Here is a 23,102-nt window from a genome sequence, read left to right as displayed (position 1 = left end):
AGGGGGTGTTCGGATATCAAACTCATTGAAGTGACGTATTAGGTGGCCTTACGACGCTTAACCTTGGAAGTCGTTGGGGTGCCCCAACTAGTAACGCCTTTTTCTCTTTGCTGGCTTGAAGAACTACTGGTGGGTGAATGCCTGGTCTCCCTCTTCTGGCGTCTTTTGACTTCTTTTGTCGAGATACACCCATGTTCCTTCAAATAAGCGTATAGCTTCGTCAGCGGTATCTGCATGTAGAGATCAGTCATATCCATGTGACAGGCATTGGGATCCAGAATCCTGGCGCTGATCAGTACCTTTTCCGTAATTTTTCTATCAAAGCCTTCCATAATCTTTTTGACCTCTTCCCTGTCTCTGCTGTCAGGTTCCCAGCCCCTTCCTTTGCGATCTTTTCGCTCGGGTTTGTCGAGTGCTTTGCCTAATTTTTTTTGCAACTCCCCCGCCTGTTTACCCTCCCATGCCCATTGTTCTCTTTGTGATCGCAGCTGGCCATCGAAAATGGCTATAGCCATCGCGCAGATTGGAAACCCTCCCAACAAAGCGCCTATAAGGAGCAGTTGTTTGTAATACCAATCATTGAAAAGATTGAGCCAATAATCATCTCTTCGGGGGGGATACGTGAATGGCTTTTTACTTTGGCTTCCGCCATTTGCTGCATCCTGTACTCGGGAGTGATAAGTAACCGGCTTTTTAACCTCCAGAACTCTGCGAACCTGCTGGTACCAAGTGTCATAATCTTCCCGTCCAGCAGCTTCCATAAACAGGGCGGAAAGGTCTTTTTGATACTGACGACGTTCACTGTCTGTATGCCAGAGGGTGGGATGCTTGTTAAACCGTTCAGTCAAAGAGGAAACGTAAAGAACAAAGGCTGGATCTCTGGCTATCTCCGGGTTCTGTTTTTCCTCATCGACCCTGTAGCTAAGATGACGAAGCGCCTTGCCACGGAGAAAAAGCTCCTGCATTTCTACCAAAATAATACCGAGCTGCCAGGATAAATCTTCCTGGGAAGGCCCGTTGGACGAAAATACTTTAAAACTGTTCTGCACGGCCTCCTCAATCAGGCTATCCATTGAGTCGGTACGATCTTCAGCCGAAACCCCATGAAGCAACACTGGCCGGGTTCGATACCAACGAGTAATATCCGGGGATTCCTCCATGCCAGGAGCATTGCTGAATGCCTGTAGGAGATGAAACATAGGGCGATCCGGGTGGCTGTCATCCACCTTATTACTAATGACTTTCGAAGTAGTATGCCGAACAGCCTGCTGGACGAGTCTGATAAGAAACTGCTGTCGGGTTTCTGTCTGACTGCCTGGTAAAAAGTCTTCTTCCGCCCCCTGATCCTGCTCATAGCTATCATAGACTTGCCGTACCGAAACCATGATGGCTTTTAACAGACTCTCATTTTCTTCAGCAAACACATAACAAAAATAGAGACTGCTTAAATTATCCCGGACATACCTGGCGGCTTTCTGCTCAGGTGACTCAGCACTACCCCAACAAGAAACCGCCAGTAGCAGACTGATAAACACAGACAATAAGCCACGAAAAAGAAACATCCGACACCCCTGCGCCCTGACAAATTCAGAAAGCATAGGGCAAGCCACTGGCTGCTGCTGAATAAAAACACTAAATTTATGGGCAGAACGTTGGATTGTGGAACTTTGGCCTACTGCACGGTTTCAAAAACCCTATTCACCCTGAGCGGAGTCGAAAAATGATGTACTACCCTCTATGAGCTCTTCCCAGCGATGGTTCCGGTTCCGATCCATATATTTCTTTGAACAAAAATACGAACATGACGGTGGCCCCTATGAAAACCGGGCCAAGGAAAATGCGGATCCAAAATTGGTACTCTTGTTCCCTATCTTCGTCCTTCTGCTTGATTGTTCTGAAAGGAATTTTAGTTTTTTCTCCATCCAGAATGTTGCGAACCCGCTGGTACCAGTCAATACCCTCATTTTCACGGTGGGCGGCTTCCATAAACAAGGCGGCGAGGTCTTCCTGATACTGACGCCCTTTGCACCCCTCGCTCTCTATATGCCAGAGGGTGTTATGGCTGTTAAACCGTTCAGTCAAAAAGGAAAGAAAAAAAGGAAATCCAGGATCACTGGCAATCTCCGGTATCTGTTTATAGTTCCTGACCTTGTAGCTAAGAGAACGGAGCGCCTCACCACGAAGAAAAAGCTCCTGCATTTCCACCACTATAAAACCCAGTTGCCGGGCTAACTGTTCCCGGGAAATCGGGTTAGACGGGAATTCTCTGAAACTGTTCTGCACAGCCTCCTGAATCAGGCTCTCCATAGAGTCCATACGATCTTCAGCGACGGCCCCCTGAAGCAACACAGGCAGGGCTCGATACCAACGAGCCTGATACCAATCAACGACATGCCCGGATTCCTCCATGGCAGGAGCATTACTGAACGCCTGCAGGAGATGGAACATGCAAGAGTCCGGGTGACTGTTATCCACTACAGTGACTTTCGAAGTTGTATGCCGGACAGCCTGCTGGATGAGGTGGGTGAGAAGTTGTTGTCGTACTTCTGTCTGATTCCCTGGTGCAGAAAGACCTTCTGACCATTGATCCTGATTATAGTGGTCATAAACTTGCCGCACTGAAATCATAATGGCTGTTAGCAGCCTTTTATTTTCTTCGGAAAAGACGTAATCAAAATAGGCACGGTCAAGACTGTTACGGGCATGCCTGTGACCTGTCTGCTCAGGTGACTCGACACTGCTCCAGCAGGAAGCTACCAGCATCAGATTAAGAAACAGAAACCATAAACCCCGAAAAAGAAACATCTACTCCCCCTATTTGCTGACAAATTCGAAAAGCATAGGACAATCAACTGGCAGGGGCAGAGAAAATTCTTAGAATAAACTCCAACAACACGTATCCACGCTCTGTAGATGTCGCAAAACCTTGGTCTCATGCTCCAGAGAGGGTGTCTCAAAACTCTTCATTTACCCTCCCATGCCCATTGTTCTCTTTGAGATGATAGCCTCTGGTACTCGGCAATGAGTATACAAATCACGCCGATAAAAAACCCTCCGAACGCAGCGCCTAAAAGGAGCAGTAATTTATCATGGAGCTCATTGAGATTTTTGTCATATTCGAGTTCATTGGGATCATAATATCTTCGGAGGTGATGCTTGACCGGCTTTTTACCCTCCAGAATGCTGCGAACCTGCTGGTACCACTCAACGCCATAATCTTCACGACCAGCGACTTCCATAAACAGGGCGGAAAGATCATTTTGATACTGACGACGTTTACTGTCTGTATGCCAGAGGGTGGGATGGTTGTTAAACAGTTCAGTCAAAGAGGAAACGTAAAGAACAAAGGCTGGGTCTTTGGCAATCTCCGGGTTCTGTTTTTCCTCATCGACCCTGTAGCTAAGATAACGAAGCGCCTTGCTACGGAACAAAAGCTCATGCATTTCTACCAGAATAAAACCGAGCTGCCGGGATAACTCTTCCTGAGAAAGCGGGTTGGAAGGAAATGCTTTGAAACTGTTCTGCACTGCCTCCTCAATCAGGCTATCTATTGAGTACATACGATCTTCAGCCGAGACCCCCTGAAGTAACACTGGTCGGGTTTGATACCAAAGAACAACATCCGGGGATTCCTCCACGATAAATGACTTAAGCAGAAGATGAGACATAGGGTGATCCGGATTATCGCTACCGACGACTTTCCAAACAGTATGCTCGACAGCCTCCTTGACAAGTCTGGTCAGAAACTGCTGTCGGGTTTCTGTCTGACTGTCTGGTAAAGAGCGGCCTTTCGCCCCCTGATCCTGTTCATAACTATCATAAACTTGCCGTACCGAAACCATGGTGGCTTTTGACATCTTCTCATCTTCTTCGGTAAACATGTAATCAAAATAGAGACTGTTCAGGTTATCCCGGACAAGCTTGGCGGCTTTCTGCTCGGGAGACTCAACACTGCCCCAACAAGAAACCGCCAATAGCAGACTGAAAAACACAGACAATAAGCCACGAAAAAGAACCATCCGACACCTCTGCGCCCTGACAAAACAGGAAGCATAGGACAATCAACTGGCAGGTGCAGAAAACATTCATAGAATCAGCATTCTGTTTTTTGTTAGTGGCACTTAACAAACTGTCATGAACTTTTATCCTGAAACTGACTCAAATTGACATCACGAAGGTTGCATGTCCTTGCTGGTCAAAGGAAATAGTCACTCACGAGAAATCAGATATGCATGGTCTGGAAACGAAATCCAACATGGAAGGTTCACAATCACTACCACCTGAGCAAGCTCAATTGGAAACACCCACGGGGTCCAGTGCGGGTAGACTCGTAACGGTACCTGATGAGGAACAAAAGGAAGCTACATTACTGAATTTACCTTCATTGGCTTTTAAAAGAATTTTCCATTGTTTAAATCTTAAAGAGATTCGCAGTGTACAAAAGGTATGCAAACACCTTAGTGGTGCTGTCGAAAAGGATAGCGCCGTGGCAAAAGCATGGTTCCGCCAACTTCCTGAATCACATCAGGATCAACTGAAGCTGGCCATGGCGACAAAAACGGAAAAGCAAGTCTACGATTGGTTCGAGTCGTTTATGGACGATAAGACGTTAGCCAAGTCACTCTCAGATCGCCAACAGGGGGGTAATCTTTTAACGGCTCTGTTGTATTTCACCAAGACTAACCTGATGTCTGGATGTGAAACATTTAATTTAAAAACAACCATTATTTGCGAGGAGGAAGAAGTCAGTTCAGCCGACCTCAGCGTCGATGGCCGCTATCTGGCTACCGCCGGCAAAGACGGAACAGTAAAAATCTATGACTACAGCGCTGATGGATCACGGGTCAATACCACCATTACCCATAAGAAACTTGTCACCTCAGTCATCTTCAGTCCCAATGGTCAACATCTGGTGACTGCCAGCTGGGATGGCACGGCGATGATATATAGCTTGGGGGACGATGGCGTATGGCAACGCACAGTAACACTTAACCACAGCGACAAGCTCTTCTCAGCTATTTTCAGCCCCAATAGCTGCCATGTAGTGACCGCCAGCTGGGATAACACGGCACAAATTCATAGCCTTCAGGCCGATGGATCATGGAAGCTTGTACACACCATTCGTCATGATAATCTCGTCCGAACGGCTCGCTTCAGTGCCGATAGCTGCCGCTTGCTGACTGCCAGCTGGGAGGGGACGGTAAAAATCCACAGACGAAAGACCGATATAGAATGGCAAGAAGAAAATACTATTCGCGATAAGTTTCCTGTCACGTCTGCCAGCTTAAGCCCCGATTGCTGCCATCTGGTGACCGTCAGTGAGGATAATAAGGCGAAAGTCAGCATAAAGAAGTCCGATGGATCATGGGAACCACTGATTAACTTTAGATACAAAAATCAGCCCATTTGGGTCAGCTTCAGCCCCAATGGTCGCTATTTCGTGACTGCCTGCGAGGACGGAAGAGTGGTAATCTTCGGTCGGCAAGCCAATGGTGAATGGAAACCAGAAGCTGTCTTTCGTCATAAGAGTTTGGTTAGATTAGCTACCTTCAGCCCTGATAGCCGCCATTTGGTGACTGCCTGCAATGACGGGGCAGCGATAATTATTGGTCAGGCGAACGATGGGACGTGGTCAGTAAAAGGCAAAATTGTCCATGAAGGCTTTGTCTTCTTCGCCACCTTTAACGCCGATGGCGGCTGTATAGTGACCGCCGGTCGTGATGGAAAAGTGAAAATCACTGAACTGCGGGGGAGTAATTGACTCCTCGCGAGGGTGAACGGAGCTTGGGTGCCACTAATAGAGGGAACCCGTCAATTTCAATGAAACAATGCACCAGGAGCCTGACCTTCAGTAAAAAGTCTTTGCTCATAACCTGTTTGAGTGTCCATGGGTAATCTTAGGGCTAGAATATAGACTCACCATTCGTAGACACGAGCTTGTGCATTATGTCTTCTTCAAAACTAGCAGTACTATCGCTTTTGTTTTTTGGCTGCACTTCTTTTTCCTATGATTTTCCCTCTAAGCCCTTTTTCCAAGGGCAATGGGAAGGGCGTCAAGATCATACAAACTATTTTTGCAGTATATTATTTACCTATCAATCCAATCTTGAATATTCGCAAGATCAATATTTTTACGTACCTTTTCCGGAGGGTATTATGGTTGAAAAGTTTCACACGGGAATTTACGGCCAATATACTTTGATGATTTATGATAAAACTAATGAAAAGGTAATAGATTTCCAGTATCACAAGTTATGGTTTTATATAGATGCCATTAATCGTAAAGATAAAGTGAGCACGCAAAAGATGCTGCTATTAACCGATTTGAATGACTCTAAGAAGTTTGATGATAAAAACTTGCCAACGAATATTTTAAAAGCAATTTTCCAGTTAAATATTCAGCCGTTAACTGACAAAGCTCTTTCGATTGGCATGATTAAACACAAAAAGGGGGTGCTTGAAAGCTGTACTGTAACAAAAAAAATCACCCCCTTTGATTTTGATGATGAGCTTTAGCGTATAATACCGGATTCAGGGGCTGTCCCGTGCATGGGAAGCAGAGTTTTACACCCCCCCAGGGGGGAGCTGTATAGAAATCAAATCTTGGCTGCACCAGCCTGACAGCTCCCCCGGAATTTACTGCATCACTTCTCTCCAGACTTGCCCGAGAGTTCCCAGGAAAAAGTCGTCCATAATGCTTTCTCCAGACTCTGCTAACTTGTCCATGTGGGTGAAAACGTAATAGTGATAGGCAAGGCCCCAGTAGGCTTCTTCAAGCTCAGTATCTGCACCAAGCATTCGATCTAACAACTTACCGGCACTTTGGGGATCATCACTTACAACAGTCCTGGCATTCCCAATATCAAGCAGCTCGAAATAAGTGGAGTCATTGATGTTAACAGACTGCCCCTCAAAAAACGCTTTATATTCGAACAGCCCTGTTAAAAATTGCGAAGCCGGACCTTCAGATAATTCTATCCTTCTGGCTAACCGATCCATGACTTCTGAATAGTGCGCCAGGAAAAAAGCATTGGTGGGAGAGGATGGAGTACCGGTTTGTAAATCCTGTCCCAGCTGTGTCAGTGCGTTGTAGAATTCATAGCTTTGCTGCTTGGTGTTATCGGGTATTGACGATAACAGTAGGATGTGACCTATATCATGCCATGCAGCCATAGCCGGGCCAGCATAACAGTGGTCAGGGGTCAGAAACGGCTCACTGAGTTTTGGGTGGTAAAGTGCCACCGGATGCTGGCGATTTTTCCGAAGCTTATAGAGTGCTTTTATATCAGTCGCGCCAAGAAAAAGAACCGGTTGCTCCGGAGGCTGTCCTACTATATTACGAGAGAAATGTTTCCGGTTATACTCAGCAATATCTGCCCAGACTTGTGCCATGACGGGTATCTTCACCCGATTGGTTTTCCGGTCATAACTGAAGGGTGTTAAGTTTTTGTCCAAAATCCTAATCCAGGTTAAAACTTCTGCCGGTTTTTGAGAGCCGGTATGAGGACACTTGTTAACCAATCTTCCTGAATCAGGAAAAGCTTTCTGATAGTGCTCATCAAGAGCAACTTCGACGCCCTGAAAAGAGCCATCATCAACAGAATCAAGCCTGCTTATGGATGCAGAACCGAACTGTGCAGCTGGAAGCAACTGGGTTATCCAGACATTCAAAAGGTTGTCAGTGGTGAGTTGGTCGGCCAGATGGATATGGATGTAGACCATAAGGTCAAACATTTTTTCCAGCTCAGCATCATCACGCTTCAATTCAGAATTCACCACCGTTAAGGCTGGCAATATAAAGTCATTATTGCTGATTTTCTCAACCAGCTGTTCCGCTTCCACCTTTAAAGAATCATTGTCAATGATGTCATCGCGAAACACCTGCCAGTCTGCGGCGGGAATATAACAGAGCAGAGAGTATCTTTGATTGTGCTTGAGTCGATTAAGAAAGTCCGGTTCCTGGTTGCGGCAATTCTCAGGTGCGACCACTTCATCAGGCAGGATCTCTAGTCCCATCCCTGATAAAGGCAATACCAGTGTCACTGAAACCAGAAGGCATAGAGCCAGGAAATTATTCTTTCTAAATCGCCACGATAATCCATTCATCAGATTTACCAACATGGGTTGCTCCTTTTCAGCTTTTCTATCGCAAAGTCACTTTGGATTGTTTGTTGTGAGAAAAGTTCATTCCTGACCTTCAGAACGTAGAAACGAGAGAGACTGTATGGAAATCAAGGCTTGGCTGCACTAGCTTATAGCTACGCCTGATGTAATGGTTTCAACCCGTAAGGAGAATGCTCATGCAAGAGTTTGAAGAAATGATGGGAGAGCTGATCGAGCTTGGCATCAACGCCAACCCCGTAGCGCCCTTTTCCTGCTGTATCCTGGATCCCTGCGGCCAGATTCTGGTGACGGCTGCTTATGCTCGCCATATCAGCCCCCTGTTCAGCGCGGAAGGCCTGGCGCTTCACGCATTGGCACAAAACTATCATGTCCGCCGGGATCAGAAGCTGATTCTGGTGACCAATACCGAACCAGACTGTGCGGCTATGTCCACCATTCTCTGGTGCAAGATGCACGATATTAACATTGCCAGAATTGCCTACGGTGCTTCCAGAAACCGTCTTAAAAAACTCTGGGATTGTCATTTCGGATTCGAAGCCACTGAAATTCTCGACCGGGCTGGAAAAGACAACGAATATCGTCCTGAACTCACCGGCCCGATACTGGAAAATGACTGCCTTGAAGCCTTTGAAGATGCCAAAGCACTTTCTGACCAGGGCGACCGCCCGGTGTTGTCCATGGAACTGGACGAGTTTTGGATACCCGGTGACTGGATGCTTGAGCTGGAAAACTAACCCCAACCTGACTTCGAATACTGAGCGGACAGGGAGCGTCCCTTCATTATTAAAACGATTTACCCCCCTCAAAACTGGCTAACCAACTCGTTTTTCTGTAGCTTTTTTATAGAAGATAAAAGTGTACACAGACCCCACCAGTCCTTTCATGGAAGATTAAGCCGATATGCGGATATCCAGTTTTGTCAGCTCAGTCTATCACTCCCTGCACAGCGGGCTTGGCCGTCTCTCCGGTTTCTGGCGCGGTCACAAGGTCAGGAGCCTGCCGGCACACAATACACTGCCGACGAGTCAGCCCTTTTCTGCAAAAACGCTGGCTCAGTGGCAGGTGACCGCCAGAGGTGAAGGAGAGGAACTGCTGCAGTTACGCCATAAAAGACTCAGGCAGCGTGAGCTGGATCAGTTTGTAGAGTCGCTGGAGCTGCACTATTCGGACTTTTATGAAGACAAAGATCAGCTTCACAGCAAAGTAGCTTTTGTCTTAACTCAGCTTGGGATGGCGTCGGGTACGGTTAACTCACTCAAGCCGTCTGGATTCTTCGCTTCAAAACTGAATAACAGCAAGCTGTTTCTGCTGGATCGCTATCTGGCCTGCCCGGATCCGGTTGAATTTGGTCGAATCTGGTTGAACGACGGAGGCAGTCTTGACGAGAACTTCGTGTTGCACTGTGTTTATCCTGCCAGAGTGGAACAAGCGCCATTGTTTACCAACCATGAGCTGAGCCAGATGGGTTTTATTCGTCGGGATGACGACAACCGTTACACCCTGGTTTCGATGGATATCACGCTCGACCATCTCGAACGGATAGAGAAAACCCGTAGATCCCGGCCGGTTCAGGCACTGGTGTCTGAACAAAAAGGGTTGATGACTCTTCAAAAACTGGAACACTTCTGTCAGTCACTGTCTCAATGGGTTGATGAACCCGTAAAGAGTCAGCTTCTTGAACCATTAGACGAAAACAACCTGTCTGGCTTGGTGGAACTGACTCGCCAACCCGGCATTCAGTACTTCCAGGGACTGGATCAGTCCATACAAGGTTTTATGGACGCATTACCGGCCAGACAGACTCTGGAACAGCAGCTGCAAACCGTAGCCACTTCAAGCCCCATTCAGCCAGCCTTGATCGATTGCCTTGTTGCATTCAAATCAGCCGCCCTGGATGAAAACACAGACAGGATACTGACAGGCATGTTGTCCGATATACAACAACAGCAGCTTAGCTCAGAAAGACTGAATCATTACATCATTAGGCTGCTGATTCAGGCACCTGAGCCTATCAGAATGCTGAGTCAGATGTTTTCCCTTGTTGCCCAACACCTGACCAACGATCAACCCATTCATGGGATTCAGAACACGCCCTGGCAACAAACATTCCATCAGGATATGACTTTTATTGTAAAGAGAGTTGAACGATTCAATGATTCCGGGAGGGATTTAAGAAAATTCTGCATTGCAGATATTCCTTCAATACTGGCCAAAATAGCCTCAGAAACCGATATGTTTTCCTACGACAAAGGTCTGTCACACCTGTTTGCCCTCATTGAGGAAATACACGATGCTTGTCTGATACCCAGCGTTTCTTCTGACACCCGCAAGATGATCAGGAGTTCTGCTGAAACATGGCTGAGCCAGATAACCGCAGAACTCACAAAAAGGTTGCCAGTCGCCCTGAAGTACGGCCTTAATGGCGATGCACCGGTTTCTCCGGAATTTCTGGGTATCAAGCAGCACATGAGCAATGAGTGGCAAGCCATTCTGAACAGTATCAACGGTTCTGATGAAATGCTCACTCAATTCGAGAAGGACCGTTCCCGAACAGACTTTCAATTCAAGGTGGCCCCTGGCAGCAAAAAGAAAAGAAAGGATCAAAGTTACTCTCATGTCAGCAACATACTGGAATCCCCCCACCTGATGCGCTTTCTTGGCAACCGGAGTGCAGCCATGACTTTGTCAAAACTGTTAACCCAAACTTTTGCCGCCTACCAGACCAAGCTTGAGACTTATCGCTTGCATCAGGTCACGCCCTTTCTGCTAACGCCCATGGGCAGGGACGCCGGTGATGACACTCAGGTTATCGTTACCCAACAGGCAGATGGCAACCTTACCGTCGATTACCTAATGACAGCCAGCAAACCACCCTATTCACTGGGAGCACAGGGAGCCGGGGTTATGGGGCTGAAGACTTATCAGATTTGCGGGAGGTCGACAGTGTCCATGGACCGACTGAAACAGGGTATCGTCGAAGCAACAGAACCTGAAGTCACGGTAAAACTCGATACCAGAAATGGACAAATCGACTGGTATGTTGATGGCGATGGCCAACCACTTCAGATCCCCTGCCCTTATTAATACCAACTCAGAAAACGCCAAACCAGCTCTTAAGCATTTGTACGATGTTCATAAATTTATGATGCAAATGAATTTAACTGGCACTAAAATCCCAGAAAATTCAGGCCTGCCCTAAAAATCAGTCAACCAAGGACGCTTTCAATGCAAGTGCTGCGACACAGTATAAAGCTGTTTACTGCAACCGCCCTGACCCTTTCTATCAGCGGCTGTTCTCTTTTTCAGACGCAACCCGAAGTCAGCTACCAGCAAGATAAAACCTATAAACTGACCGTGCTCCATACCAACGATCACCATGGTCGTTTCTGGAAGGACAGTAAAGGCCGCTACGGCATGGCTGCCCGCATGACTCTGATTAAACAGATTCGTGAAGAGGTTGAAGCTGAAGGCGGCCAGGTTCTGTTATTGTCCGGTGGCGACATTAATACGGGGGTTCCTGAGTCTGATCTTCAGGATGCCGTGCCTGATTTCAAGGGTATGAATATGCTGGGTTACGACGCCATGGCCGTGGGTAACCACGAATTCGACAACCCTCGCAAAGTCCTCGAAATGCAGGAAGATCTGGCTAACTTCCCCTTCCTGTCAGCCAATATTATTGACGATAAAACCGGCAAACCGCTGTTCGAACCTTACACCCTGTTCGATGTGGATGGCCTTCAGGTTGCCGTCATGGGCCTGACCACTAACGATACACCAAAGCAGACCAGCCCGGAGAATATTGTCGGCCTGACCTTTGAGGAGCCGGTAGAGGCGGCTTCCAAACTGGTTCCCGAGCTGGAAAAGAAAGCGGATGTCATTATTGCCACCACTCACATGGGGCACTACGCCAACGGCAATTACGGTGCTAATGCACCGGGAGATGTCACTCTGGCAAGAAGTGTTGACGGCATTGACCTGATTGTCGGTGGTCACTCCCAGGATCCCCTGTTCAAGCCCGATCAGCAAAACGGGACTTACATTGTTCAGGCCTGGGAATGGGGCAAGTTCGTGGGTCGTGCTGATTTCGAATTTAAAAATGGCGACCTGAAGCTGGTGGACTACCAACTGATTGCCGTGAACCACGAAAATGCTGAGGTCTTGTTGGCCCAGGACCCAGCCATGCTGGAACTGCTAACACCGTACCAGGAAAAAGGCACCAAAATGGTTCAGGGAACCGTAGGCTCTGTGGATGAGCGCCTGTTGGGTGAACGTAAGGAAGTTCGTTTTAAGCCAACGAACCTGGGCACACTGGTGACGGAAGCCTTTATTGCCAAAACCGGTGCCGACTTTGCCGTTATGAACGGTGGCGGCATTCGCGCCAGTATTGATAAAGGTGAAATCAGTTACAAAGACGTGCTAACCGTTATGCCCTTCGGAAATACCCTGAGCACGGTTGAAATGACCGGTCAGGAAGTTCTGGATTACCTTGCCGTCGTCGCTAACAAGCCCGCCGACAGTGGCGCTTTTGCCCATTTCTCAGGCGTTGAGATGACGATAAACGACGGTAAAGTGAGCAATGTCAAAGTAGCAGGTGACAAGATTGACATCAATAAAACCTACAAGATGGCACTCATGGACTTTTCCGCCGACGGTGGTGACAATTATCCCAAACTGACGGACAAGGCCAGTTATGTTGATACCGGCTTTGTGGATGCAGATGTTCTAAAAGAGTACATTGAAAACAACTCACCTTTGAAAGCTTCAAACTATGAGCCTGTAGGTGTTATTCGCCGGTAAGCTGAAAATAAACCCCGGTAAAAACCGGGGTTTATTTTTATTATGAAGACTGGGTTATCTTGGGATCACTCTTCTTCTTTGGTGATCTTGATCTTTGCGGTTTCTCTCAGGCTTTTCAGGTATTCGCTAAAGAGATTACGGCCATTACTATTAGCGATGTAGCTCGCCATCAAACGATCACGGGCAGCATCTGCCTCGGAAGACTTACCTTCAATCACCTTGCTCAAAGCAATAATGGCGATATCTCCATTAGCCAGCTCAACAGAATCGTAGGTTGATTTCCCATCTTCAGGATGAGGCATTTTGAAAGATTCAGTCAGCAATGGTTGAGGAATGCCCTGCCCCCCTCTTCTGGTAATCGCCTTAGGTTCAGTCCACTTCAGGCCTTCAGATTCAGCCACCTGTTGAGTCGTCTCACCCGCTACCAGTTTTGCCTGCAAAGCTTCAGTCTTGTTGACCAGCTGTTCACGAGCCTTTTCGATCTTGATGGCCTGAACAATACTGTCCTTCACTTCAGCCAATGGACGCAACTCTGGTTTAAGATGCTTTTTAACCCTTAACACCATGGCCTTCTCGGGTGACAGCTCAATCAGCTCACTGTTAGCCCCCAGCTCAAGTACGTCTTCACTGAAAGCAGCCGCTATGACTTTAGTGTTTGAAGTCACATTGGTGCTTCCCCCCTGGCGGCTGAAAGGACCTGCTGTCTGGATGGTCAAACCCATCTGCTCTGCTGGCTGAGCCAGATCAGAGGCTTCAAAGCTGATATCTGCCATCTGACGGGTTTTGTCCAGATAAAGAGTCTCGGCTTCGTGAGCCTTGAGCTCGGTGGCAATCTGGTCTTTCAGCTCATCAAAGCTTGGAATCACAGGTTTCTCCCGGGAATTCAATTTGATGATCTGTAAGCCAAAGTCAGTTTCAACCGGGCTGGAAACCTGACCTGGTTCAAGGGAGGCCACTGTGTCATCAAACCTGTCACCAAAGATGCCGGGTTGAACCTGTCCCATATCACCGCCTTTAGCAGAGGTAACAGGATCTTCAGAGTACTCTTTTGCCAACTCGGCAAAGGATTCACCCGCTTTCAGTCTGGACTCTACTTGTGCAGCAATTTTTTGAGCATCTTCCAGCGAGCGCTTTTCACCGGTCTGAATTAAAATAGTAGACACTGTCTGTGTATCGGCGGCATTTTCTTCAATGTCCTGAACACGACGCTGGTATTCATCTTTGACCGCCTGATCATCGACCTCAAGATCGCTCACTATGGAAGCCTTGTCCATTTCTATGAAACTGATCTCAACCTGCTCTGGCGTCATGTACTGATCACGATGGGCCTCGTAGTAAGCTTTGATCTGCTCTTCAGTCGGCTCAATGCTGTCACGAACTTTTGCCACATCCAGGGTCAGCCAGGCGATTTCACGCTCCTGGTTTTGCAGGGCATTTAACTTGCTGATCTCCGACCGGGTGACAAACTCGGAGCCTGCAACGCCAGCCTGAATTTGCTGTAAAACCGTTTCGTCGCCTAATAGCACACGGAACTCGGCTGGAGACATACCTAAACTGCGGATCATCATCAGGAAGCGATCCTGGTTGAATTTACCATCTTGCTGAAATTCGGGCATGGTGACGATCATGGCATCCAGCTCTTTCTGGCCTACGCCCATACCGCCATTCTTTGCTTCCTGCAGCAGCAGGGTACGATCGATCAGGGACTGGAGGACAGATTCCCTGAGCTGTTTTTCATCAATCAGTGATGGGTCAAACTGATCACCCATCTGTTGAACCAGCATTCTTCTTTGTTGCTCCAGCGACTGTGTCAACTGGGCACGGGTGATATCTTCACCGTTAACCTTAGCAACATTAGGATTATTAGGATTCGGCGCCAATGTTTCCAGGCCGGTGATCGCCATCATAAAAGCAATGATGCCGACAACAACAAATGTTACCCAGCTCTTTGCCTTATCCCTCATTGATTGGAGCATACTAACCTCAGGTTCCGGGCTCGCTTTAGCTTTATATTGATCGAGACACGAACCTGATGTTCGGGTCCTATGATAATGACATCGCCCACCTCTCTGGCCATTCCGGAGAAGCAGCGTCTATGGTATGACCCGTCTTCCTGAATCTGCGTAACAATGAGATTCAGACTTTCAGACCTTACCAACAAAAAAAGCGCATCACACGACGCGCCTTTTCGGAAAGCAGCAAAAAATTAACAGCCTTTGAATAAACAACTGCAGATTCTTGCCACAGTTCCTTTGTGGTTTGCTGAAGTCACAAGACTTCATCCCAGGCGCGTGATCAGCTGTTAACCGCGTCCTTGAGAGCTTTACCAGCCTTGAAGCTGGGGATCTTGGAAGCAGCAATTTCAATAGGCTCACCAGTTTGAGGGTTACGGCCAGTACGAGCCGCACGCTCTTTCACAGCAAATGTGCCAAAGCCAACCAGAACAACCTGTTCACCATCTTTCAGTGCAGTGGTGACGGAGTTAATCATGGCGTCCAGGGCACGACCAGCGGCAGCCTTGGGAAGATCAGCAGATGCCGCAATTGCTTCAATCAGCTCGGACTTGTTCACTCTATTCCCCTTCTTTGTACGATGCTTTATATAGCAAAAATAGCTAGTTGGTACTGGAAACTTACTACCCCAGATACCTTACCTGATGGGCGCTTTGCTATGCTGCGTGATTTTAACTAAAAACTCAAGCAATAGCCTAGGTTACCCGGTTATTTCTGACGTTTTCTGCTTAATTTGATCGCATGTACCAATCAAACAGTTAACAACAGTTGTTCGTTTATTACAAAACGGCCACGATACTTTAAAACACTGCTCAACATTCCACCTGAAACAACTGAACAGGATGAGAAAGTAAAACAGAGTCGAATAAGTTGCGCGATTATATCCGAAACGAATAAACAATGGACTCCCGGAACGAGTCAGAGCCCACACAGTAGTAGCAGTCGCTGTTTATACCAATGCCCCATGGGAACTGTCAACAGCGGAAATGCCCATCACTAGTGCCTCTCGGAACTATTTTTAGAAAAAAGGCCGGCATTGGTATGCCAGCCTGTTACTTTAAACTGATCGATCCGATCAATGAGTCTTAATTAAACGACTCTGATCAGAAACACCTTTGCTTTCAACGCCCTTGACCGGTTCTTCAGTGTTGGCGGTTGGCCTGTATTGCAAGGCAATTTCCAATACTTCATCAATCCATTTGACTGGCACTATCGTAAGGTCTTCCTTGATATTCTCGGGAATTTCTTTCAAGTCACGGCGATTCTCTTCCGGAATAACAACCGTCTTGATACCCCCCCGATGTGCCGCCAGAAGTTTCTCTTTCAGACCACCAATGGCCAGCACCTGCCCTCTCAGGGTGATTTCCCCCGTCATGGCAACATCAGCCTTGACTGGAATATCGGTCAACACTGAAACCAGAGCGGTACACATGCCGATACCGGCACTGGGGCCATCCTTGGGCGTAGCCCCCTCAGGAACGTGAATGTGCAGGTCATTCTTCTGATGAAAATCCTGAGGGATCCCCAATGCCTGAGCCCTGCTGCGAACGACAGTCAGTGCAGCCTGGATAGACTCCTGCATGACATCGCCAAGAGAACCCGTCTTGGTAATTTGCCCTTTGCCAGGCACCGCCATGGACTCTATGGTCAGCAGCTCGCCACCCACTTGGGTCCAGGCCAGGCCGGTCACCTGACCTACCTGGTCCTGATCTTCCGCCTTGCCGAAGTTGAACTTGCGAACTCCCAGGAAGTACTCCAGTGATTCAGGGGTTACTGTATCGTGACGTTCGGCAGAAAGTGCTTCATCCTTCACCGCCTTACGGCAAATTTTGGCAATCTCCCTTTCCAGACCCCGAACGCCGGCTTCGCGGGTGTAGTAACGGATCACATCCCGAAGGGCGTCTTCCTCAAACTTCAGCTCTCCGTCCTTCAGGCCACTGTGCCTGATCTGCTTGGTCACCAGGTAACGCTGGGCGATATTCACCTTCTCGTCTTCGGTGTAACCGGGAATCCGGATCACTTCCATACGATCCAGCAGTGGCGCCGGGATATCCATGGAGTTAGAGGTGCAGACAAACATGACATCAGAGAGATCATAGTCCACTTCCAGGTAGTGATCATTGAATGAGTTATTCTGCTCGGGATCCAGCACTTCCAACAGGGCTGAAGAAGGGTCACCCCTCATATCAGAACCCATCTTGTCAATTTCATCCAGCAGGAAGAGCGGGTTACGCACTTCGGACTTGGCCATTTTCTGAATCAGCTTACCGGGCATGGAACCAATATAAGTTCTTCTGTGCCCACGGATTTCGGCCTCGTCACGGACTCCGCCCAGCGCCATACGAACAAACTTACGATTCGTCGCCCTGGCAATGGATTCGCCCAGAGAGGTTTTACCCACACCCGGAGGTCCTACCAGGCACAGAACAGGGCCCTTGATCTTGCGAACCCGCTTCTGTACTGCCAGATATTCGAGAATGCGTTCCTTAACCTCTTCCAGACCATAGTGTTCTTCTTCAAGGATATCCTGTGCCCGCTTCATGTCATGACGAACTTTGCTGCGTTTTTTCCAGGGCACAGCAATCATCCAGTCGATGTAACCCCGAACCACCGTCGCTTCAGCAGACATAGGCGACATCATTTTGAGCTTGCTCAGCTCTGCTAAGGCTTTTTCTTTCGCCTCAGCCGGCATACCCGCATCTTCAATCTTCTGCTTCAGCTCGTCCAGCTCATTAGGTGCCTCATCCATATCGCCCAGTTCTTTCTGAATAGCCTTCATTTGCTCATTCAGATAATACTCGCGCTGGCTGCGCTCCATCTGTTTCTTGACGCGGCCACGAATTTTCTTTTCAACTTGCAAGAAATCCAGCTCACCCTGCATAATACCGATCAGGTATTCCAGCCGTTCACCCAGATCTTTGACCTCAAGCACCTTTTGCTTGTCTTCAATCTTCATGGGCATATGGGCAGCCACTGTGTCAACCAGCTTGGAAGGCACGCTGATTCCTGAAAGGGACGTCAGTACTTCAGAAGGTACTTTCTTGCCCAGTTGAACATACTGTTCAAACTGGGACATTAAGGACCGGGTCAGCACTTCTGACTCGCGCTCATTCACTTCCTGTTCAATGAACTCCTGAACTTCCGCCATGACATAATCGTTACTTTCATCCAGGCGGTTGATAGCGACACGACCCTCACCTTCCACTAGAACCTTGACGGTACCATCGGGTAGCTTTAACAACTGTAAAATACTGGCAAGCGTGCCAACCTGGAAAATATCATTTACGGTCGGATCATCCACCTGAGAGTTTTTCTGGGCCACCAGAAGCACCTTCTTATCTTGCTCCATCGCAAGATTCAGGGCCTGAATGGACTTTTCGCGCCCAACAAACAGTGGAATCACCATATGCGGATACACCACCACGTCCCTGAGAGGTAACAATGGCAGCTCAAAGGGCTCTGACAGACGCAAAGTATCGTTGTTATCCATGACTCAGTCCCCTTACGGCATTTCGACTTACATAACTCCGGTATTATAATGCTCCGGAACGGCTCTGAACGGGCTGCATCCAGTTGCTGTGCAACGCCGTTCACTTAAGATTTAAGATGCTTCTTTTTTGCGGAAATTACAATAGTGTTTATTGCTTCAAACTATGGTAGATTCGTGCGGTTGGAACCGCTATCACTCCACCCTCCGACACCCGCCTGATAAGCAAAATCTAATTGATCATAGCACTACATAAATCCCAACACTTAAACAACAAAATAAAACCCTACAAAAAAACCCTGCCATAAAGCAGGGTTTCCCGATCTATAAAACGGATACCAAAAATCAGCCGTCGTCAGACGCAGCCTTTTGTGTTTCAGTGTTTTCATAAATCAGCAGCGGATCAGACTTACCTTCAATAACAGAAGCATCAATCACCACTTTGGAGACCGTCTGCTCTGAAGGAATGTCGTACATAGAGTCCAGCAGAACACCCTCGAGAATGGAGCGCAAACCACGAGCCCCTGTCTTGCGCTCCATGGCTTTCTTAGCCACTGCCCGCAAGGCGTCTTCACGGAAATCAACATCGACACTTTCCATCTCAAAGAGCTTTGTATACTGCTTGGTCAGGGCGTTCTTGGGTTCGGTCAGAATCTGAACCAGCGCCTCTTCGTCCAACTCTTCCAGAGTGGCAACCACTGGCAGACGACCAATAAACTCTGGAATCAGACCAAACTTGACCAGATCCTCTGGTTCAACCTCTTTAAAGGTTTCACTCAGATCCTTCTTGTTATCCTTGCTCTTCACTTCAGCCGAGAAGCCGATGCCACCCTTATCGGTACGATCACGAATCACCTTATCCAGGCCAGCAAAGGCACCACCACAGATAAACAGGATGTTAGAGGTATCCACCTGCAGGAATTCCTGCTGAGGATGCTTGCGTCCCCCCTGGGGTGGAACAGAAGCGACAGTACCCTCAATCAGCTTGAGCAGAGCCTGCTGAACACCTTCACCGGATACATCACGGGTAATGGAGGGGTTGTCTGACTTTCTGGAAATCTTATCAATCTCGTCAATGTAAACAATGCCCACCTGAGCTTTCTCTACATCGTAGTCACACTTCTGCAGCAGCTTCTGGATGATGTTTTCAACATCTTCACCGACATAGCCTGCTTCGGTCAGGGTGGTAGCATCGGCAATGGTAAAGGGCACATTCAACAGCCTTGCCAATGTCTCTGCCAGCAATGTCTTACCACTGCCGGTAGGTCCGAGCAGCATGATATTGCTCTTGCCCAGCTCTACGTCATCTTTTTTCTTGTCACCGTAACGCAAACGTTTGTAGTGATTGTACACAGCCACCGACAGCACTTTCTTGGCGCGCGGCTGACCAATCACGTATTCATCGAGAATCTTCTTGATTTCCCGGGGTGTCGGCAACTTGTCAGAGGAAGCCTCAGTCTCATTGTCCTGAATTTCTTCACGGATGATGTCGTTGCACAGATCAACGCACTCATCGCAAATAAATACGGAAGGGCCAGCAATGAGCTTGCGAACCTCATGTTGACTTTTTCCGCAGAAAGAGCAGTACAGCAACTTGCTGTTATCTTCACCCTTGCCGCTAGTTTCGTCGGTCATTCGATTACCCGTTATAGGAACAACACCTGTCATAACAACAAGATGCAGGCATTGGGGCGTATTTTCAAGTGTCAAACAGGAGAAATTACAGAAAAACAGTCAACCAGAAGCCCGACCGGGAATAGACAGCTTGAGCACTATTCCCAATCGGCCCGGGACTTATTTGTCGGTCGGAATGCGACTGCTCAGAACCTTGTCAATCAGGCCGTATTCCATTGCCTGCTCAGCACTCATGAAATTATCACGGTCAGTATCTTTTTCAACCACTTCAATGGGCTGCCCGGTATGTTTCGCCAGCACCTTATTCAGACGCTCTTTGATGGTCATTATCTCCTGAGCGTGAATAGCGATATCAGACGCCTGCCCCTGGAAACCACCCAGCGGCTGATGAATCATCACCCTGGAGTGAGGCAGTGCATAACGCTTCCCGTCAGCACCTGCCGCCAGAAGCAATGACCCCATGCTACAGGCCTGACCAATACACATGGTTGAAACATCGGGCTTAATAAACTGCATGGTGTCGTAAATCGACATACCGGCAGTCACCGAGCCACCCGGAGAATTAATATAGAGATGGACATCCTTATCAGGATTCTCTGACTCCAGGAACAGCAGCTGAGCCACGACCAGATTGGCCATGTGGTCCTCAACCTGACCCACCAGGAAAATAACCCTTTCCTTGAGCAGGCGTGAGTAGATGTCGTAAGAACGCTCACCCCTGGCGGACTGCTCAACGACAATAGGTACCAGGCCGGAATTGGTGATTGCTACGGATTGCGTTTCGATCAGTCTGGACATGTCCTGTCTTAACTCCTTGCCAACTCGAAGAGGAACGACCCGCATAGAGCGGGTCGCGTAACGTGTCATGATTTACCCTGATAATGCACACCTTATGGTGACTGACATTATCAATGCGCACAAGGCGTTTATACGGCAGCGTGCGCCAAAACCTTAGACGACGCTAGCCTCAGGCCTGTACTTCTTCAGAAGTTTCAGCTTCTTCAGTTTCAGCTCCTTCAGTTTCAGCAGGAGCGGCAGGCCTGATGGCATCCTGATAGCTGCATGCGCTGTCAGAAACCTTAGCTGCTTTCAGGACAGTATCCACCACCTGCTCTTCCAGAACAACATACTTAACTTCAGACAGTTGCTCTTCGTTACTGTAGTACCAGTCAACAACCTGCTGCGGCTCCTGATAGGCAGAAGCCATTTCTTCAATTTTGCTGCGAACGAGATCGTCGTCTACCTTGATTTCGCGCTGCTTAACGATTTCACCAATCAGCAGACCCAGGGCAACACGCTTTTTAGCGTCTTTTTCGAACAGCTCAGCGGGCAACTGCTTGGGATCAAAACCACCCTGAGCCCCACCAAAGCGTTGCACAGCCTGTTCACGCATGCGGTCAACTTCCTGGGCCACCAACGGAGAAGGAACCTCAATCTCATGGGTCGTCAACAGACCGTCCATCACCTGGCTCTTCACTTTGCTCTTAATCGCCTGACGCAGTTCACGTTCCATGTTCTTGCGAACCTCAGCACGGAAAGCGTCTTCGCCACCTTCAGTCACGCCAAAACGCTCAAAGAACGCGTCATTCAGTTCTGGCAGAACCGCAGTCTCAACCTTATGCACCTTGCAGGCAAACTCAACCGCCTGCCCCTTCAGCTCTTCGGAGTGGTAGTCTTCCGGGAAGGTCAGCGCCAGTGTTTTCTCTTCATTTGCTGAAACACCCACCAGACCGTCTTCAAAGCCCGGAATCATTTGGCCGGAACCCAGCTCCAAAGTAGAGTCCTCAGCTTTACCGCCGGCAAACTCTTCACCTTCTTTCTCTCCAGAGGCAAAGCGACCCAGGTAATCAAATACAATCTGATCACCCAGTTCAGCAGCACGCTCAACAGTTTCAAAGGTTTTGCTCTGGGTACGCAGAGTTTCGATCATTTCACTAATGTCAGCCTCAGAAACCTCAGCGACCGGACGATCCACTTCAACGCCCTTAAAGTCACCCACTTCGATTTCCGGGTAAACCTCAAAGATCGCGACAAATTCAAAATCCTTGCCTTCTTCGTCACTCTTCGGCTCAACACGGGGTGCACCGGCAGGATTCAGTTTTTCCTGGGTCACCGCTTCTACAAACGCTTGCTGAATTTGCTCACCGAGAACTTCCTGACGAGCACCCAGGCCATAGCGACGCTTAACGACTTTCATGGGCACCTTGCCAGGACGGAAACCATCCAGGCGAACACGACGAGACAGATCCTTCAGTCGCTTGCTGATTTCCCCATCGATTTTGTCAGCAGGGATGATAATGGTCAGGCGACGCTCCAGACCAGAAGTCGTTTCTACGGAGACTTGCATTTGCGTTCCTCAATAAATCCTGAATTGCCGAACGTATGGAACAAAGGCGCATAGACTAGCAAAACTACCTATAGCTTGCACCCCGGATCACACAAACAGACCACCCACCTCTCTCACGCCTCACCAGCAAGCTGGGACTGCGGACTAGCTGCAGACAGAATGCCCGACTCAAACAGGCTGTTTTGCCAATACAAAAACGGGGATAAGCACGCTTATCCCCGTATCGTTTACTGGTGCGGATGGAGAGACTCGAACTCTCACGCCTCGCGGCACTGGAACCTAAATCCAGCGTGTCTACCAATTCCACCACATCCGCTTACAGCACTTTAGCGATGCTGCTTAACTCTTATCGAACCCAATATAAGGCCGGAGCCTTTTTTTAAAACTGGGGTGGACGATGGGGTTCGAACCCACGACCACCGGAATCACAATCCGGGGCTCTACCAACTGAGCTACGCCCACCAGCACTAGCTGACTCATCGAGACAGCTAATTATGGCGCGCCCGGCAGGATTCGAACCTGCGACCATCCGCTTAGAAGGCGGATGCTCTATCCAGCTGAGCTACGGGCGCATCATACGTCACCACTCGGCTAAACATCGAAACTTAACCAGTGGTTGAAATGGTCGGGGTAGAGAGATTCGAACTCCCGACATCCTGCTCCCAAAGCAGGCGCGCTACCAGACTGCGCTATACCCCGA

The 23,102-nt window shown here is 48.5% G+C and carries 15 protein-coding genes and 4 tRNA genes; 5 read left to right on the top strand and 14 right to left on the bottom strand.

The window, feature by feature from the left end; all coding sequences use genetic code 11:
* Positions 1 to 38: 38 nt before the first annotated feature.
* The 3 genes from K7B67_RS07125 to K7B67_RS07115 form a co-directional block, all read right to left on the bottom strand.
* Positions 39 to 1,562 carry a hypothetical protein gene (locus K7B67_RS07125; protein ID WP_252179663.1) on the bottom strand — a complete coding sequence of 508 codons (1,524 nt, stop codon included), beginning with the start codon at positions 1,560 to 1,562 and terminating at the stop codon, positions 39 to 41.
* A 166-nt stretch (positions 1,563 to 1,728) separates the two neighbouring features.
* Positions 1,729 to 2,805, bottom strand: coding sequence for a hypothetical protein (locus K7B67_RS07120; protein WP_252179662.1), 1,077 nt, complete (start codon positions 2,803 to 2,805; stop codon positions 1,729 to 1,731).
* Between the two features lie 158 nt (positions 2,806 to 2,963).
* Positions 2,964 to 4,019 carry a hypothetical protein gene (locus K7B67_RS07115; RefSeq protein WP_252179661.1) on the bottom strand — a complete coding sequence of 352 codons (1,056 nt, stop codon included), beginning with the start codon at positions 4,017 to 4,019 and terminating at the stop codon, positions 2,964 to 2,966.
* Between the two features lie 467 nt (positions 4,020 to 4,486).
* On the opposite strand from K7B67_RS07115, the gene K7B67_RS07110 reads away from it, so the two are divergent.
* Positions 4,487 to 5,761, top strand: coding sequence for a hypothetical protein (locus K7B67_RS07110; RefSeq protein WP_252179660.1), 1,275 nt, complete (start codon positions 4,487 to 4,489; stop codon positions 5,759 to 5,761).
* A gap of 185 nt (positions 5,762 to 5,946) precedes the next feature.
* Positions 5,947 to 6,516, top strand: a complete 570-nt coding sequence (locus K7B67_RS07105) for a hypothetical protein (protein ID WP_252179659.1) — start codon at positions 5,947 to 5,949, stop codon at positions 6,514 to 6,516.
* A gap of 120 nt (positions 6,517 to 6,636) precedes the next feature.
* Here K7B67_RS07105 and K7B67_RS07100 read toward each other — a convergent pair whose 3' ends face one another.
* Positions 6,637 to 8,121 carry a hypothetical protein gene (locus K7B67_RS07100; RefSeq protein WP_252179658.1) on the bottom strand — a complete coding sequence of 495 codons (1,485 nt, stop codon included), beginning with the start codon at positions 8,119 to 8,121 and terminating at the stop codon, positions 6,637 to 6,639.
* Positions 8,122 to 8,300: 179 nt separating this feature from the next.
* Between K7B67_RS07100 and K7B67_RS07095 the strand changes: the two genes are divergently transcribed.
* The 3 genes from K7B67_RS07095 to ushA all read left to right on the top strand — a co-directional run bounded on the left by K7B67_RS07095 (position 8,301) and on the right by ushA (position 12,921).
* Positions 8,301 to 8,858, top strand: a complete 558-nt coding sequence (locus K7B67_RS07095) for a hypothetical protein (RefSeq protein ID WP_252179657.1) — start codon at positions 8,301 to 8,303, stop codon at positions 8,856 to 8,858.
* Between the two features lie 166 nt (positions 8,859 to 9,024).
* Positions 9,025 to 11,208, top strand: coding sequence for a hypothetical protein (locus K7B67_RS07090; protein ID WP_252179656.1), 2,184 nt, complete (start codon positions 9,025 to 9,027; stop codon positions 11,206 to 11,208).
* Between the two features lie 141 nt (positions 11,209 to 11,349).
* A complete protein-coding gene (gene ushA / locus K7B67_RS07085) occupies positions 11,350 to 12,921 on the top strand; it encodes a bifunctional UDP-sugar hydrolase/5'-nucleotidase UshA (protein WP_252179655.1) in 1,572 nt (523 codons plus the stop codon).
* Positions 12,922 to 12,986: 65 nt separating this feature from the next.
* On the opposite strand, the gene K7B67_RS07080 is transcribed toward ushA, so the two are convergent.
* From K7B67_RS07080 to K7B67_RS07035, 10 genes are all read right to left on the bottom strand, one after another.
* A complete protein-coding gene (locus K7B67_RS07080; RefSeq protein ID WP_252179654.1) occupies positions 12,987 to 14,897 on the bottom strand; it encodes a SurA N-terminal domain-containing protein in 1,911 nt (636 codons plus the stop codon).
* Between the two features lie 319 nt (positions 14,898 to 15,216).
* Entirely contained in the window at positions 15,217 to 15,522 is a 306-nt protein-coding gene (locus K7B67_RS07075) for an HU family DNA-binding protein (protein WP_256484858.1), read from the bottom strand.
* Between the two features lie 486 nt (positions 15,523 to 16,008).
* A complete protein-coding gene (gene lon / locus K7B67_RS07070; protein ID WP_252179652.1) occupies positions 16,009 to 18,423 on the bottom strand; it encodes an endopeptidase La in 2,415 nt (804 codons plus the stop codon).
* Between the two features lie 342 nt (positions 18,424 to 18,765).
* Entirely contained in the window at positions 18,766 to 20,055 is a 1,290-nt protein-coding gene (clpX, locus tag K7B67_RS07065; RefSeq protein WP_252179651.1) for an ATP-dependent Clp protease ATP-binding subunit ClpX, read from the bottom strand.
* A gap of 159 nt (positions 20,056 to 20,214) precedes the next feature.
* Complete coding sequence (gene clpP / locus K7B67_RS07060; protein ID WP_252180545.1) at positions 20,215 to 20,853, bottom strand: ATP-dependent Clp endopeptidase proteolytic subunit ClpP; 639 nt, start codon at positions 20,851 to 20,853, stop codon at positions 20,215 to 20,217.
* A 169-nt stretch (positions 20,854 to 21,022) separates the two neighbouring features.
* Positions 21,023 to 22,402, bottom strand: coding sequence for a trigger factor (tig, locus tag K7B67_RS07055; RefSeq protein ID WP_252179650.1), 1,380 nt, complete (start codon positions 22,400 to 22,402; stop codon positions 21,023 to 21,025).
* A gap of 231 nt (positions 22,403 to 22,633) precedes the next feature.
* A tRNA-Leu gene (locus tag K7B67_RS07050) sits at positions 22,634 to 22,718 on the bottom strand.
* Positions 22,719 to 22,788: 70 nt separating this feature from the next.
* Positions 22,789 to 22,864 (bottom strand) — tRNA-His (locus tag K7B67_RS07045).
* Positions 22,865 to 22,897: 33 nt separating this feature from the next.
* Positions 22,898 to 22,974, bottom strand: a tRNA-Arg gene (locus K7B67_RS07040).
* Between the two features lie 50 nt (positions 22,975 to 23,024).
* Positions 23,025 to 23,101 (bottom strand) — tRNA-Pro (locus K7B67_RS07035).
* Position 23,102: the final 1 nt, after the last annotated feature.

This window comes from Endozoicomonas sp. 4G, from assembly GCF_023822025.1.
Lineage (GTDB): Bacteria > Pseudomonadota > Gammaproteobacteria > Pseudomonadales > Endozoicomonadaceae > Endozoicomonas_A.
This window is presented reverse-complemented; position numbering and strand designations above follow the sequence as displayed.

What these genes read in the sequence shown, in the direction of transcription:
- clpX (WP_252179651.1), bottom strand. Translation starts at nt 20,055, where the DNA reads ATGACCGACGAAACTAGCGGCAAGGGTGAAGATAACAGCAAGTTGCTG.
- K7B67_RS07125 (WP_252179663.1), bottom strand. Translation starts at nt 1,562, where the DNA reads ATGTTTCTTTTTCGTGGCTTATTGTCTGTGTTTATCAGTCTGCTACTG.
- K7B67_RS07100 (WP_252179658.1), bottom strand. Translation starts at nt 8,121, where the DNA reads ATGTTGGTAAATCTGATGAATGGATTATCGTGGCGATTTAGAAAGAAT.
- clpP (WP_252180545.1), bottom strand. Translation starts at nt 20,853, where the DNA reads ATGTCCAGACTGATCGAAACGCAATCCGTAGCAATCACCAATTCCGGC.
- K7B67_RS07105 (WP_252179659.1), top strand. Translation starts at nt 5,947, where the DNA reads ATGTCTTCTTCAAAACTAGCAGTACTATCGCTTTTGTTTTTTGGCTGC.
- K7B67_RS07120 (WP_252179662.1), bottom strand. Translation starts at nt 2,805, where the DNA reads ATGTTTCTTTTTCGGGGTTTATGGTTTCTGTTTCTTAATCTGATGCTG.
- K7B67_RS07090 (WP_252179656.1), top strand. Translation starts at nt 9,025, where the DNA reads ATGCGGATATCCAGTTTTGTCAGCTCAGTCTATCACTCCCTGCACAGC.
- K7B67_RS07095 (WP_252179657.1), top strand. Translation starts at nt 8,301, where the DNA reads ATGCAAGAGTTTGAAGAAATGATGGGAGAGCTGATCGAGCTTGGCATC.
- lon (WP_252179652.1), bottom strand. Translation starts at nt 18,423, where the DNA reads ATGGATAACAACGATACTTTGCGTCTGTCAGAGCCCTTTGAGCTGCCA.
- tig (WP_252179650.1), bottom strand. Translation starts at nt 22,402, where the DNA reads ATGCAAGTCTCCGTAGAAACGACTTCTGGTCTGGAGCGTCGCCTGACC.
- K7B67_RS07115 (WP_252179661.1), bottom strand. Translation starts at nt 4,019, where the DNA reads ATGGTTCTTTTTCGTGGCTTATTGTCTGTGTTTTTCAGTCTGCTATTG.
- ushA (WP_252179655.1), top strand. Translation starts at nt 11,350, where the DNA reads ATGCAAGTGCTGCGACACAGTATAAAGCTGTTTACTGCAACCGCCCTG.
- K7B67_RS07080 (WP_252179654.1), bottom strand. Translation starts at nt 14,897, where the DNA reads ATGCTCCAATCAATGAGGGATAAGGCAAAGAGCTGGGTAACATTTGTT.